A 14,827-nucleotide genomic window follows, 5' to 3' on the forward strand; every position below is an offset into this window, starting at 1 on the left:
TTTCAGGAGAGTGTTTTTTTATATTCACATTCATCTAATATCCTGTTTAAAACCTCCTCAATCTTCAGGTCGCACATTTGGCCAAGATACCTGCTGATACGCTTTTCTGCTGCTGCCCGTTCATTCGATTGAAAAAATGCGGAAATGCGCTCTTCTGCCCGCTTCATATCCCAGTTTCTTATATCTGTAACAAGCTGCCGTTCTTTTAACAGGTTCACATTCATTTCCTCCTGGCCCGGCAACGCATGATAGATAAATACCGGAAGCCTTTTCTTTAAGCATTCACTAATGGTTACGCCTCCTGGCTTTGTCATGACGCCTGAGGCCTCTGCGTACAGCCGGTTCATTTCTGCTTTGCTGTGAAGGTAAGGGATCGCCTCAATAAAAGGATGTTGTAAACTTTTAACATAGCGGTAGAGCTTTTCGTTTCTGCCGCATAATATTTTGTATAAGATATTTCCGCCTGGCGACAGCTCCTGCACCAGCTTAAAAATACCTCCGACTCCCATACTGCCGCCTGTGATCATGACAGTATAAGGCGGACGATGCTGACAGGTGTCTGCGGTTCCTGTTTCAAAAGCCCGGTGAACGGGAATGCCGGTCATAAATATTTTTTCCTGGTTGATTCCTTCGGACATGAGCTGCTTCTTAATATCCATAATCGGGACAAAGTGGTAGTCAATGTTCTCCCGCCCCCATACTTGATTCACAAAAAAATCCGTGTATACATTTACGATGGCCATGTTTGGATATTCCGGTTTTAGCCGGTTCAGCAGGTAAGAAGGCAGGGCATGCGTGCAGAAGGCGATATCAGGCTGTTTTTCTTTGAGAATCTGTCTCATGCTTTGCATAAACAGCCATTCATACATGGCGTAGCGTCTGACCTTCTTACAATCTCCGCAAGCGAGAAGCTTGTATATTCCGCTGTACGTTTTCGGAACATATTGAATCCATTTTAAATAAGCTGAGGAGGACAGTTTTTCTAAGCGTTTATACGTATGAGAGAAGATATCGATTTTTTCTGAATGCAGCCCTTTAGATTCCAGATCAGTCTTCAAGGTATCAGCGACATGATGATGCCCGGTGGAAATACTTAAAAAAGGAAAAATGAGAATGTTTGTCATGTCTGTCCCCCTTAAAAATATGCCAACTATATTTTGGGGAGAATCATCACAAAATATAAGGGTGTTTTTTTGCTGATAAGGAAGGTGAAGAGATGAAAACCTGTTTCCTTTCCATTTGGAGAGTGATTGACCCAATTTATTTCTTTTTTTCGAGGCTGACCTTGATTGATGATGAGCAAAAATGTGTCTTTCGAGTCAGACTGACAAAATACAAAGGGCATCATGTCGTGCTGAGTGACGGAACCCATATAAGAAAAAACGATGTGCTCGTTAAAATCCATCTGCATAACATCAAGCTGGTCAGAGAGCTGCAAAGCATTGAAAGCGCGGTCAGAAAAGGAATCATCATTTATCAAAAAGTATATCAATCAATGCCGATGCTGCTGGAATATATCAACAATCATAAAAAAAGCGAAAAAATCAAAGGAATCATTGGCATTACAATGCTTGATAAAGGGGTAGAAAGGCTCGGCTTTGACGTGGTAACCCCGGTCAATCCTTTTTACAGATCCTTTAAAAAGATCACCCATATGCCGATTTTATATTTAACGTCAAAGCCAGTGAGCTTCCGAAATTTACCGAATTCATCCTATTTGTTTATCTCGAAAGAAAAGCTTCAGCACACCTATCAAACAAAAGACTGATGCCATGGTCAGCACAGTCTTTTTAAATTTGATGGAAAGTCACTTCCGGGCGGCTTCCTACACGGATATTAACGCCAGTTTGTCCTAAACCTTCACTGATATAAAACGGTTTATCGTGGTGATAATGAAGGCCTTTAATCATATTCATGCGTACAAGCTTGCCCATTTTCACCAAATGATACGGCTTTGGCCAGTGGATTTGCCCTCCATGAAAATGGCCTGATAACAGGTAGTCAAAATGAATATCTTCCATCTCTAATATAATGTTCGGATCATGTGTCAGTACAAGGTGATAGCCATTCTCCAGACCTTTATAAGAGTTTGTGATTTTACTGCGATTCGTACTGTAATCGTCAATGCCGATAATATTAACAGGTCCTGCATCAGTATTGATGTGAACATGTTCATTTTGAAGCGTCATGCATCCATTTTCCTCCAGCACTCGCTTTAATCTTAGAAAGTCCTTTTCTTTTAATACATAATCATGGTTGCCAAACACCGCGTACATGCCATAGGCAGGCTTCAGTTTTTGCAATGCCTGCAAGTAGCCGGCCAGCTTTGGAATATTTCGTTTCCGGTCCAGAAAATCTCCGGTAAGAGCAATGATGTCTACAGGTTGATTATTTGTTAAACGATACAGCTCATCAGGCGATACAGAAATATTTTCTAAATGAAGATCCGATAAATGAAGGATATTCAGTTTTTTTCTTGCTGGAAGGCCGTCTTGCTGATCAATTGAAATCGTGTTGACCTTCACATCTTTTGTGTTGCGGTTTGCTTTATATATAAATGGTATAACAGCCAGTATGACCAATGAAAGTAAGATGGACACATGTATCCCCTCCCTTCTACCAGTATAGTAAGTGGTCCAGCCCTATGGATAGCGGGAATTAATGGGTTGAAGACCAGTTTGAAAAATGCAGAAAGGATTGACATTTGATGAATGTTTTAGAAGGGAAAAGGGATAATAAATTTTGACACGTGAGGCAGATCATGCCCGATAGAAGTCAGAATAACAGATGGATGTGTTAGGGATGTTACGATTAAGACGACACAAAAAAGAAACCTATTATCTTTTGATGGCTTTATTTCTCCTTTTGCTGTATGTGTCCCCGCTTTTTATTTTGAAGGAAGACGCCCATATTCGCGTACACGATAATTTGGATTCTAATATCGCGTGGTATAAGGTGCTGGCCGACAGCGGAGAAATCATCGGCAAAGTGGATGCGGCCATTCCGCAGATCATTAACGGGCTGCCCCGGGATGCGTTCGGCACCGAGTGGAGCGGCATTGTTTGGCTGCACGCGTTGTTTTCTTCTATGACCGCCTATGCGGTAAGCCAGACCATTACGAGAGTTGTCGCTTTTTTCGGAATGTATGTGCTGCTGAAGAAACATGTGATTCCGGAGCAGAAAGCGGCATTGATCCGAATTGGCGTATCGCTCGCATTTGCCTTAACGCCTTTTTGGCCTTCTGGAATGCTGAGCACGCTTGGATACCCTTTGGCGCTGTGGGCTTTTTTGAATATCCGAAAAGGGGATATCTCATGGAGAGAATGGCTGACGCTCGGTTTGCTGCCGCTGTATTCAAGCTTTGTATTAGGCTTCTTCTTTTTCTTGGCTGGGATGGCATGCTTCTGGCTGTATGATGTCATCACAAAAAGAAAATGGAATTTCATTTTTTTAGGCAGCATCGCTTTTATGACAAGTATTTATCTTTTTGTCGAGTACCGGCTTGTCTATTCAATGGTGATCTCACACGCGCCGATGCACCGGATTGAATTTATTTCATCAAGGCATGATGTATGGCACTCTCTGCGTTTATCCGTCAAAAACTTTGTCTACGGCCATAACCATGTCATGACAGTTCATACCGTTGTGATTCTTCCAATCTTATTACTCGTATTTTTTGCTGTGCTGTTCAAACGAAATCGGACAAGGGAAGAAAACGTTTATCTTTTTCTCTGCGTGCTGAATTATGCGCTTTCACTGTGGTATGCGTTTTGGTTCAACAAAATATGGGCTGTTCCAAAGCAGAAATTTGCATTTTTAGCCGAATTCAATTTTGCCCGTTTTCATTTTTTGCGACCGCTGGTAATCTACATGAGTTTTGCGCTCGCTTTGTACCTCATTTGGCGAATGGGGAAGAAGTGGCAATGGCTCGTATATGCGGCAATTACTGCGCAGCTGATGGTGCTGGCGCCTTTTAATGAGGAGTATACGTATGGCGTTCACTACAACGCGCCGACATTTCGCGAATTTTACGCGTCTGACCAATTCAAAGAGATTAAGGAGTATATCGGGCGCCCGCAAGATTCGTACAGGGTGGCGAGTATCGGTCTGCATCCGTCTATTGCTCAATACAACGGCTTTTACACCTTAGATACATATAACAACCTGTACCCGCTCTCATATAAATATGAATTTAGAAAAATCATTGAAAAAGAGCTCGAAAAAAACGCCCAATTGAAACGGTACTTTGATGAATGGGGGAGCCGCTGCTATCTGTTCGTCGATGAGCTTGGCAAACGATATGACTTTAAAAAGAATTCAAAGAAAACAATCAATCATCTTGAATTAAATACAGATGTGTTTAAACAAATGGGCGGACGATATATTTTTTCTTCGGTTCCCATCATGAACGCTGATCAAAACCACCTGGCGCTCGTGAAAACATTTGACCATAAAGACTCCGCCTGGCGCATTTATTTATACGAAACAAAATAAGGAGGATATCGATTGAAACAGCCACAGCCAGTGTTAACCATCGTCGTTCCGTGTTTCAATGAAGAGGAAGTATTTAAAGAGACAAGCCGTCAGCTGACGGAGGTTGTAAACAGCTTAATGGAAGAAAAAATGATATCAGAAGACAGTAAAATTTTATTTGTTGATGACGGCAGCAAAGACCGCACCTGGTCTTTGATTGCCATGGAAAGCGTGAAAAACAAGAAGGTAACCGGATTAAAATTAGCCTGCAATGTCGGACATCAAAAAGCGCTTTTAGCAGGTCTGCATAAAGCAAAGCAAAAATCAGACTGCGTGATTTCGATTGATGCCGATCTGCAGGATGATATCTCTGTTATCAGGGAATTTATGCTGAAATATCACGATGGTTTTGAAATTGTTTACGGCGTGCGCCGATGCCGGAAAACCGATACCTTTTTCAAGCGCACGACGGCTACAGGGTTTTACCGGCTCATGAATAAGCTTGGGATTAAGTTAATTTACAATCATGCCGATTTTCGTTTAATGAATAAAAGGGCGCTTGAAGAACTTGCGCGCTATCCGGAAGCCAATTTGTTTTTAAGGGGCATCGTTCCTATGATCGGCTTCAGATCAGCCGAAGTGTTGTATGACCGCAAAGAACGTTTTGCCGGTAAAACGAAATATCCGCTGAAAAAGATGCTTTCATTCGCTTTTAACGGAATCACATCCTTCAGCGTGGCCCCGATTCGCTTTTTTACGCTTTTGGGTTTTCTATTATTTTTGGTAAGCGCCATGGCGGGGGTTGGCGCAGTCATTCAAAAAATGCTCGGACACACAAATGCAGGCTGGGCGTCTCTCATCATCTCCATTTGGTTTCTGGGCGGGTTGCAGCTCATGGGAATCGGCATTATCGGCGAATATATTGGAACGATTTTTTCTGAGGTGAAAAGACGGCCGAAATATGCGGTTGATATCGATTTGTATAATGAGCCCTTAAGCCCGCTGCAGCGGCAGGAAAGTGAGCATTTGGAGAAAAAATACAGTTGAAATAACACAAAGAGCTGACCGAATAAGTCAGCTCTTTTTCTTCAGCTGATTCAAAATAGCGGCAAGAGGTTCATCTTGCGGATTGCGGTAAAATTCATAAAACGGGCATCCGTGTTTCTTGACCCGGTCAACGACGGTATCGATTGTATACATCGCCGGTGTCAAAGATGGCTGTACCTCGTGCCAATAGAGCGGTGCCGCTACGGTGCCAAGCTCGTTTCCCCTGGTGGAATAGGGACAGATAATCGTTTTTCCTTCAGCATGCTGCAAATAATCGAGATACAATTTTCCATGCCTGTTTTTGATCAAACGTTCGGTTGTAAATAGCTCCGGAAATGCATTGGTACAATATTCGGCAATCAGCTGTGTAAATTGGCGTGTGTCCTCGTACGTAAATGCTTCTGGTGACAAGGGAATGTAAAGCTGAATCCCCTTGTTGCCGGAAAGCTTAGGATACGATGTGATGCCGAAGGATTCGAAGAGCTGTTTAAGTTCATTTGCTGCCTGAACAGCCATTAGAAAGTCATCCCGGGACGGGGGATCTAAATCAATGACAATCTCTGCCGGCCTCCTGCTTGCAATCGTTTGAAAAGGAACATGTAACTCCAAAGCGAGCTGATTGGCAAGCCACAATAAGGTAGACAGGTCCTTACAGACCACATGTTCATGGCTCCCGTCAAAAAAGGATTGGACAAAGTCCGGCGTATAATCAGGCTTATTTTTTTGGAAAAAGGATTCACCCCTTGATCCGTGCGGATAGCGAATAACCGTGACAGCACGATTTTTGAGAAACGGGAACAGATAGTCGCTGATTTCAATCATATACTGGATGAAATCTTCTTTTGTTTTTTTATGCTTTTCAAATATGATTTTATCTAGGCTTGTAAACTGCAGTTTTGGATGAACCGGCTTTGAGCGGCGCACGAGCTGTGCAAAGGTGCAGTCGGTCCAGTCCATATGAAATTGAAATTTGACAAACGAAACCTCTCTTAGCGTGCCTTGTAAAATCGTTAAGTACTGAACAGTAGCGCAGATCGATGGTTCGAGTGTGTATTCACCTGATGATGTTTTTTGTCCGTGCTGTTCCATAATTGCGCGTATGGCATTTTTTTCTTCCTCGCTCATTCCGTGTGATACAGAGGCGACAGGCGTCATTACACCGTTTTTTAACACAGAAACCGTCAGAAATCCATTGTGAGGATTAAATCCTGTGATACAAACATCGGCATGTTTAAAGTTTTTGTATTTCAGCCAATCAGATGATCGTTTTTTTTCGATCCATTTGCTGTTGATTTTTTTCGCTACAATTCCCTCTCCGTCATACTTTATTACCTTCTCCCAAATTGGATCGAAGTGCTGGTGGGAGGGGATATACTGAATGGTTTCCTTTGCGTAAGGATTTGGCTCAGCCGGGAGCTTTGCAGCAGACATCAGCTCATGCAGCGATGTTTTTCGGTCAATATAGGAATGAGTGGATACATCTTGTCCGCTTCGTTCCAAAAGGTCAAATGCGAGAAAGCAGCAAGGCCGAGAGTTTGCGGATTCCTGTATCTTATCCGGCCTTTTCAAGCGTCCCCGCACTTGAATATGTTCAAAATCTGAACGGAATGGATTCGCCAAAAAAACGATTTCTCCATCAAGTGTTAACGGAAGTTCCTTTTTTATATGCTGAAAAGCAGTTTCGGCGAATGTAGAAATTTCAGGGAATTTACTGTTAAGCTCTAAACCATTTCTGCTCGTTAATGTCACACCTGACGGATTAATGCGGAGAATACAGCGAAACCCGTCATATTTTACTTCGTAACGCCATTCCGCTCCTTTTGGAGGTGAAGAAGTAAGGACGGGCTGCATGGTAAACGCCATTGGCTATGATGTGCCGGAGACTTTTTTTCTAGTGGTTTTCTGCTTTTTTTCTCCGGCTCCTTTCGGTTCTCCGCCTTCGGCTGGTGCTGCCGCTGGTTTTTCCCGATTCGGCCTTTTGGTTCGATCGATGCTGGCTTGAAGTGCGCTGACCAGGTCGATCACATCCTCACGAGGAGGCGCTTTGTCAGGAGTAACGGCTGTTTCTTTATTCTCCAGCTTATCATTGACTCTTTGCAGCAAGGCTTTTCGATACGTGTCCTCATATTGTTCTGGCTGAAATTCAGTTGTCAGCTCATCTATCAACGTAATGGCGGTCTGCAGCTCTTTATCATTTACATTTGATTGATCAGGCACTCCGGGTACGTGGGCAGCGCTTCTTACCTCATCGGGATAATGAATGGATTCCATTACGATGCAATTTTCATATACGCGGAGAATGGCAAGCTGCTGTTTCGACCTGATCGTCATATTGGCGATCCCGATTTTTCCGGTGGATCGAAGCGCCTCGCGAAGAAGAGTATAGGCTTTTGTGCCGTTATCACCGGGCCCGACATAGTAGGAACGGTTAAAATATATCGGGTCTATTTCCTGCAGTTGAACAAAATCGACAATTTCAACCGCTTTCTCTTCATGCTCCTGCTTTAAGCTTTTTAAATCTTCATCAGTCAGCACGACATATTTTCCTTTTACGTATTCATATCCCTTCGCAATTTCATCAGGGCTGAGCGTTTTTTCACAGTTCGTGCATATTTTTTCATATTTAATTGGCGCATGATCTTCTTTATGAAGACTTCGCAGCTTAATGTCTTTATCTTCTGTGGCGGCATAAAGCTTGATGGGGATATTCACCAAACCGAAGCTGATGGATCCCTTCCACATTGTGTGCATATCGATGAACCACCTTTTTTTCATTATTGTGGAGATATGAGGGGGGATTCATGTGTAGTAACTTATGGGTATAAAAAACAGCCGGCGCTGTTAATGCGGCGGCTGGTTTAATATCAAGTGTTCAAGCTGTTCCGGCGGTATCGGTCTGCTGAAAAAGAAGCCCTGTAAATGGTCACAGCCTTTTTCGTCAAGCAGCTGTTTTTGGCCGGAGTTTTCTACGCCTTCGGCAATGACTTGTAAAGACAGCTGATGGCCCATGGCAATAATGGCGCCGGTAATTTGTTCTGATTTCGGATGAGTCTGAATATCATCGATGAATGATTTATCGATTTTCAGTCTGTGAATCGGAAAATCCTTTAAATAGCTTAGAGAACTGTGCCCCGTGCCAAAATCGTCAATGCTGATCCTGATGCCTAATTTGGTTAAAGAAGATAGAACCTTTTTGGAGTGGTCTAGATTATCCATGGTCATGCTTTCTGTTACTTCAACTTCAAGAAGGCGAGGGGGAAGCCTGTATTTAAAAAGGGTATTCTTGATGAGCGGAATCAGTTCCTCTGATTGAAACTGTCTGGCGGAAATATTAATGGCGACAGAAAGATCAAATCCTTTGTCGTGCCACACTTTTGCCTGCCGGCACGCCTCATCAATAATCCACTTTCCGATATCAATAATAAGGCCGGTTTCTTCGGCAACACCGATGAATTCTCCAGGCGGACGCAGATTGCCGTCTGGAGTGACAAGGCGTATGAGCGCTTCAGCACCTGTCATTTTCTGATCTTTTGAACTGAATTGCGGCTGATAATGCAAGACAAATCTTTTGTTATCAATCGCTTCCCTCAGCTCCATTTCTTGATTGAGCTTGACGGTTTCTTTATTGCCGATTGAGAAAGAGTAGTATCTGTATTTGCTTTTGTTTCGCTCTTTGGCCGCATACATTGCCATATCTGCCTTTTTCATCAATTCAGGGCCGTCTGTTCCGTCTTTAGGAGAAATCGCAATACCGATGCTGACGGATGTAATCAGTGTGTGGTCCTGAATTTTAAATGGCTTTTTGAATTGCTGAATGATTTTTTTAGCCAAAATGTCTGCTTCACCCGTTCCGGTATTGGCGTCAGTCAAAATAATAATGAATTCATCACCCCCAAGCCGTGCGATAAACCCATTATCTGGTATAACAGATGAAAGCCGTTTAGCCGCGAGCTGGAGCAGTTGATCGCCGACATTGTGGCCTAATGCATCATTTATCACTTTAAATCGATTCAAATCTAAGAAAAATACCACGGTGTTATAATCCAGGGCATGCTCGCGGTTCAAGACCTTTGTTAGGTGGGAGATCGCATGTCTTCTGTTGGGTAAATCTGTAAGTGAGTCGTAATGAGCCATTCTATGGATTTTTTTTTCGGCTCTGTACTGTTTTGTCACATCTTTACAGATGACATATATGCTGTCCAGTTCTTGATTAACCTCAACAGGTATAAACGTAATATTCAAATGAAACTGGCCTTTGTCCGTCATAAGAGTGGCATCGCTGTTAATGGCTTGTTTTTCGCTTTTGACCTGCTTAAAAAGCGCATTGATTTTTGTCGGCATATAGTGATTCCAATTTTGATGGTTTAGGCCGAAGTTATTCATCATATCCTCACCAGCATGATTAGAAGAAATAATATCTCCTTTTAATGACAGGATAAAGATCGCATCAATATTGTGAATAATTAAAGATTGAAACCGCTGTTCGTTATCCTTCATGCGTTCATTTTGTTTCATGAATTTTCGATCGGCATGGGAACTGAATAATAATAACGTTTGAATACAGAAGATGATTAAGGCAATCAGAATAGACCAATCGAATGTATGGACTTCCATATGATGGTCGGGAGGTGCACTATCTTTATAAAATGTAGCGGCCATCATTCCTGTATAATGCATTCCCGAAATGCCAATTCCCATTATTAAGGCACTGATGATTTTATAAATCAGCAAATTGTCTGCAGGTTTTTTCATGGACAAGTCAAAGAAAATCTTTAGTGAGATGAATGATGCTGCAATGGCAATGACAATGGATAATGTGAACAGCAGCGGTTCATATATCATCATTACCCGGGAAATGGAAGACATTCCGATATAATGCATAGATGAAATCGATGCACCCAGCATCACCGATCCTGTAAGCAGCCTGTAAAAGGTAAGCATATACCGGCTGACAATATATAAAGAAACAAATGATCCAGAAACAGCAGCTGCAATCGAGGCAACTAAAGGCACCAGTTCATAATGCATCGGTACCTCCGTATGAACAGCCATCATTCCGATAAAATGCATAGACCAAATCCCAAAGCCCATGATGAAAGAGCCTGCAATCAGCCACACCTTGCTTTTTAATCCTGTATGAATGGTGACTTTTCTTGATAGTTCAAGGGAGGTGAAAGATGCTGCACAAGCAATAAGAATAGATAAACATATGAGTGCTGTATTATATGTTACGTGTAATTCCATATGGAGATTCCCCCGTGTGTTCCAGTCTGGTTGACTCTCCTTAATATCGGCTGCCAGCTAAAGAATTTCAGTCTATAAGCCTAGAGAAATTGTCAGAAAAACGTTTGGAATGAAGATTCTCTGTTTTTAGTTCTGCTGACCGTCAAAAATATGTTAAAATCATTTTGATGTTTTGAGTTAAAAACAAAAATGTGTATACATAGATCAGGGAAAAGGGAAGTGAAGATGATCGAAGAATTGGTTATGTCATTGATAGAAGCATTTAAAAGCTTATCTTATTTCGGAATTTTTCTGGCGCTCTGTATTGAATTTATACCGGCTGAAATTGTCCTTCCGCTTGCGGGTTATTGGGTATCGAGAGGTGACATGACGCTTGCCGGCGCTGTTCTGGCAGGATCATTAGGAGGAGTCGCCGGTCCGCTCACCCTGTATTGGATCGGGCGTTATGGAGGCAGGCCGTTTCTTGAACGTTTCGGAAAGTATCTCTTTATCAAGCCTGAGGCTCTTGACAAATCGGATGAATTTTTTAAAAAACATGGCGGTTTTGTCGCTTTCAGCGGCCGCTTCCTGCCGGGGGTCCGCACCCTGATTTCCATACCGTGCGGCATCGCAAAAATGAATGTCTGGGTGTTTTCTCTTTACACATTTATCGCTATGCTGCCGATCACATTTGTTTATGTATATCTCGGTGTGAAGCTCGGAGAAAATTGGAAAGACGTTGGCTCTATTCTAGACCAATATATGCTTCCGATCGGAATCGCCATTTTGATCTTGTTTGTTCTCTATTTAGTGATAAAGAAGAGGAAAAAACGAATGCAGTCTGAACATTTTTCAGTTTTTTTAAAAAATAAGCGTTGACAAATAAGCTCGCTCCGCATATCATTGACTTATAATATGATATTTCTTGAAATCCCAAAGGGGAGTAGCGTCCGGAATGTTTCCGGAAACAAAGTCGTCATTTCATGGATAGTGATATCCATCGGCTTTGTTGGCATGCCTGAATTCATGTCTAGCAAGACCTTTGCCTTATGTCGGCAAAGGTCTTTTTTGCATGTCCGGCCGGCATAAGATCGGATGAAGAGAAAGAAAACAACTTTTTTGGGAGGGTATCATTTATGGATGCAGCATTATTATTGGAGTATGGTTGGGTTCTTCTCGTCTTGATCGGGCTGGAAGGTATTTTAGCCGCCGATAACGCTTTAGTGATGGCGGTTATGGTAAAACATCTGCCGGAGGAGCAAAGAAAGAAGGCATTGTTTTACGGGCTGGCAGGCGCCTTTGTTTTGAGATTTGGTTCTTTATTCGCTATTTCTTTTTTGGTCAATGTATGGCAGGTTCAAGCCATTGGCGCGCTCTACTTGCTGTATATTGCAGCAAGCCACTTGCTCAAAAGATATGTATTTAAGAAAGAAGACAATCATAAGGTGACGAAGCAAAGTGGATTTTGGCCGACTGTATTAAAGGTTGAGCTGGCAGATATTGCTTTTGCTGTAGACTCCATCTTAGCAGCAGTCGCTCTGGCGGTTACGCTGCCTGGAACTTCACTTCCGAAGATCGGCGGACTTGATGGAGGACAATTCCTCGTTATTTTGGCCGGAGGCATTATCGGGCTGGTGATTATGCGTTTTGCGGCTTCGATGTTTGTTAAGCTTTTAAAGGAACGTCCAAGCCTAGAAACAGCAGCTTTTGTAATTGTCGGATGGGTCGGGGTAAAGCTTGCTTTATATACACTCGCACATGATGACATAGCCATTGTTTCCTCGCACTTTATTCATTCAGGGACATGGAAGCTGATTTTCTGGGTTGTCTTAGCGGCGATCGCAGTTAGCGGCTGGTTTATGTCAGGCTCAAAAAAACAGACGGAAGACGCACAAAACGAACAAAATAACAGAAGCCAAGAAAGGGCTTAATCATAAAGACTCTGCTGAAAAGCAGAGTCTTTTCATGTTTGAAGCGTTTTCACTGACGAAATAAAATAACATTTTTATAACAGCTTTGTTACAAAAACCTCTTATAAAACCCCCAAAATTCTCTTTAAGGGCACGAAATCCTGTATAGTACGTGAGAATGTATTGTCACAATTGAGACATTGGAAATCAATATTTCTTTTTCTCCTTTGCGATTCCCTATCAAATTAGCTATCATTAATGAGTAGTTATAGGGAGGAACTGAGGTGAAACCAGTGCTTAGCCTTTTGTTTAAATTGGGAAAAAAGAAGCAAACGCTTGAAAAAGCTGTTGAAAGTATACAAAAAGGCAATAAAGATCTGCAAAACGAGTTGATACAGCAGTATAAGCCATTTATCGCAAAGACGGTTTCATCCGTTTGTAAACGATATATAGATGAAAAAGACGATGAGTTTAGCATCGGACTGATTGCATTTAACGAAGCTATTGAAAAATACTCACCTGAAAAAGGAAATTCGCTGCTCGCATTCGCAGAGCTTATTATAAAAAGAAAAGTTATTGATTACATTAGAAAAGAAGCAAGAACCGCTCAAAATATTAATATGGATTTACAGGAGGGTGACGATCAGGAATCCTCACAAAGCTTGATTGAAGCCGAGCTTTCTATTGATGAATACCGCCGCCAAATAGAACAGGAACAGAGGCGTGAGGAAATCCTGTATTTTCAAAAGCAGCTTAAAGACTACGGTCTTTCATTTCAAGAGCTGCTTGAACATTCTCCAAAGCATGCAGACGCAAGGCAAAACGCTATAAAGGTGGCGCTCACCCTTGTAGAGCATGAAGAACTAGCTGCGATTCTTTATACGAAGAAACAGCTTCCTGTTAAACAGCTCGAACAGCTCGTTTCAGTAAGCAGAAAAACGATTGAGCGAAACAGAAAATATATCATTGCCATGTGCATTATCATTACCGGTGATTATATTTATTTAAAAGATTATCTTAAAGGGGTGCTGCACTCATGAGAAGAGGGATCATAGTCGAGAAAAATAAAAAATTCGTCACGTTGCTGACCCCTGACGGACAATTTTTAAAAGCCAAAAATGATCGCCAAACATATGAAATCGGAGAAGAAATCATGCTTCCGACTGAGACACGTATGGGCAGAAGGGCCAGCTTTTTTGATTTTTTAAGACTGCGCCCTTTCAAAATGGGGATTTTTACGATGACTGCTATTATGCTTTTTATTTTTATTATTCTCCCCGTTTTCTCTAATGACAAGGCCTATGCGTATATGACAATTGATATCAATCCAAGCTTCGAAATGGCGTTAAACAGCGATTACGAAGTGATTGAACTGACGCCCCTCAATGATGACGGCAAGAAGATTATCAGTGACATTGATGATTGGGAGGAGACTGATTTTAAAAAGGTGATAGACGATATTATTACGGATTGCAGCGAGCATGGATATGTAAAGGAATCGAAAGAAATATTGATTTCCACTGTTTATGAAAATACGGATGACAATACATATAAATCAGGAGTAAAAAAACAGCTGAATGATGTAACGGAAAAATATAAAACGACATACCGCATGGAATCTCTCGAAACCGATATGAAAACGAGAGAAAAAGCAAAAAAGGAAGGCGTATCAACAGGAAGCTACATAAAATCAAATGAAAAGAATAATGTGAAAGATCCAAACGAAGATTCTCAAAAATCCGGGGAAGAGGATCAAAAAAATACCGGCAGCGAGGAAGAAAACACGGATCTAACAGATGATCAAGACAGCAAACAAGGAGAAAATGAACAGCTGGATGATACGGACTCAGAGAAAGAAGATACAACAGACACGCAGAATGACGATAGTGAACTGAATAAAGACGTAAAGGAATCAGATGAAAACACGAAAACTGAAAAAGATGGGGATACTGAGCAAACCCCTACACAAGATCCTCAAGATAACGGAAATGAAGAAGAAGACAATGGTGAACAGAATAGCAAGAATCAAAAAAATTGGAATAACGGTGAAAAAGGAAAGGGTCATTCCTCATCTAATCGGGATAATGCTTCTTACCACCGTAACCCAAATAGCTACAGCAGCAATAATAAATCAGCTCAAACTGAAGATTCGCCGAGTGCCCCCGGCGAATAGA

General features: G+C 41.9%; 10 protein-coding genes and 2 pseudogenes. 7 read left to right on the forward strand and 5 right to left on the reverse strand.

The window, feature by feature from the left end; genetic code table 11:
• Positions 1-2 precede the first annotated feature (2 nt).
• A complete protein-coding gene (locus NST56_RS07740) occupies positions 3-1,124 on the reverse strand; it encodes a glycosyltransferase (protein ID WP_326333556.1) in 1,122 nt (373 codons plus the stop codon).
• 92 nt (positions 1,125-1,216) lie between these two features.
• Between NST56_RS07740 and NST56_RS07745 the strand changes: the two genes are divergently transcribed.
• Positions 1,217-1,768, forward strand: coding sequence for a hypothetical protein (locus tag NST56_RS07745; protein ID WP_268446385.1), 552 nt, complete (start codon positions 1,217-1,219; stop codon positions 1,766-1,768).
• A 22-nt stretch (positions 1,769-1,790) separates the two neighbouring features.
• On the opposite strand, the gene NST56_RS07750 is transcribed toward NST56_RS07745, so the two are convergent.
• Entirely contained in the window at positions 1,791-2,600 is an 810-nt protein-coding gene (locus NST56_RS07750; protein ID WP_286058631.1) for a metallophosphoesterase, read from the reverse strand.
• A 202-nt stretch (positions 2,601-2,802) separates the two neighbouring features.
• Between NST56_RS07750 and NST56_RS07755 the strand changes: the two genes are divergently transcribed.
• Positions 2,803-4,494 (forward strand): DUF6044 family protein, encoded by a 1,692-nt coding sequence (locus tag NST56_RS07755; protein WP_339181165.1) that lies wholly within the window; start codon positions 2,803-2,805, stop codon positions 4,492-4,494.
• Positions 4,495-4,506: 12 nt separating this feature from the next.
• Positions 4,507-5,520, forward strand: a complete 1,014-nt coding sequence (locus NST56_RS07760) for a glycosyltransferase family 2 protein (RefSeq protein WP_286058629.1) — start codon at positions 4,507-4,509, stop codon at positions 5,518-5,520.
• Between the two features lie 27 nt (positions 5,521-5,547).
• Here the strand turns inward: NST56_RS07760 and NST56_RS07765 are convergent, their stop codons facing one another.
• The 3 genes and pseudogenes from NST56_RS07765 to NST56_RS07775 all read right to left on the reverse strand — a co-directional run bounded on the left by NST56_RS07765 (position 5,548) and on the right by NST56_RS07775 (position 10,764).
• Positions 5,548-7,383, reverse strand: coding sequence for a DNA ligase D (locus NST56_RS07765; RefSeq protein ID WP_339181169.1), 1,836 nt, complete (start codon positions 7,381-7,383; stop codon positions 5,548-5,550).
• A gap of 3 nt (positions 7,384-7,386) precedes the next feature.
• Positions 7,387-8,323 (reverse strand): annotated as a pseudogene (locus NST56_RS07770) (Ku protein).
• A gap of 38 nt (positions 8,324-8,361) precedes the next feature.
• Positions 8,362-10,764, reverse strand: a complete 2,403-nt coding sequence (locus NST56_RS07775) for an EAL domain-containing protein (RefSeq protein ID WP_339181172.1) — start codon at positions 10,762-10,764, stop codon at positions 8,362-8,364.
• Between the two features lie 189 nt (positions 10,765-10,953).
• Between NST56_RS07775 and NST56_RS07780 the strand changes: the two genes are divergently transcribed.
• From NST56_RS07780 to NST56_RS07795, 4 genes and pseudogenes are all read left to right on the forward strand, one after another.
• Positions 10,954-11,622 (forward strand): DedA family protein, encoded by a 669-nt coding sequence (locus tag NST56_RS07780; RefSeq protein WP_339181174.1) that lies wholly within the window; start codon positions 10,954-10,956, stop codon positions 11,620-11,622.
• A 36-nt stretch (positions 11,623-11,658) separates the two neighbouring features.
• Positions 11,659-12,674, forward strand: a pseudogene (locus tag NST56_RS07785) (TerC family protein).
• Positions 12,675-12,937: 263 nt separating this feature from the next.
• Positions 12,938-13,693, forward strand: coding sequence for an RNA polymerase sigma factor SigI (sigI, locus tag NST56_RS07790; RefSeq protein ID WP_010333987.1), 756 nt, complete (start codon positions 12,938-12,940; stop codon positions 13,691-13,693).
• Positions 13,690-14,826: an anti-sigma factor domain-containing protein gene (locus NST56_RS07795; protein ID WP_339181177.1), complete on the forward strand. Its 1,137-nt coding sequence runs from the start codon at positions 13,690-13,692 to the stop codon at positions 14,824-14,826. Before sigI ends, NST56_RS07795 begins: the two co-directional genes overlap by 4 nt.
• Position 14,827: the final 1 nt, after the last annotated feature.

The organism is Bacillus sp. FSL R5-0560 (assembly GCF_037966305.1).
GTDB lineage: Bacteria > Bacillota > Bacilli > Bacillales > Bacillaceae > Bacillus > Bacillus mojavensis.

Coding starts and splice junctions, on each gene's coding strand:
- NST56_RS07745 (WP_268446385.1), top strand. CDS start 1,217: ATGAAAACCTGTTTCCTTTCCATTTGGAGAGTGATTGACCCAATTTAT.
- NST56_RS07780 (WP_339181174.1), top strand. CDS start 10,954: ATGTGTATACATAGATCAGGGAAAAGGGAAGTGAAGATGATCGAAGAA.
- NST56_RS07765 (WP_339181169.1), bottom strand. CDS start 7,383: ATGGCGTTTACCATGCAGCCCGTCCTTACTTCTTCACCTCCAAAAGGA.
- NST56_RS07755 (WP_339181165.1), top strand. CDS start 2,803: ATGTTACGATTAAGACGACACAAAAAAGAAACCTATTATCTTTTGATG.
- NST56_RS07740 (WP_326333556.1), bottom strand. CDS start 1,124: ATGACAAACATTCTCATTTTTCCTTTTTTAAGTATTTCCACCGGGCAT.
- NST56_RS07775 (WP_339181172.1), bottom strand. CDS start 10,764: ATGGAATTACACGTAACATATAATACAGCACTCATATGTTTATCTATT.
- NST56_RS07795 (WP_339181177.1), top strand. CDS start 13,690: ATGAGAAGAGGGATCATAGTCGAGAAAAATAAAAAATTCGTCACGTTG.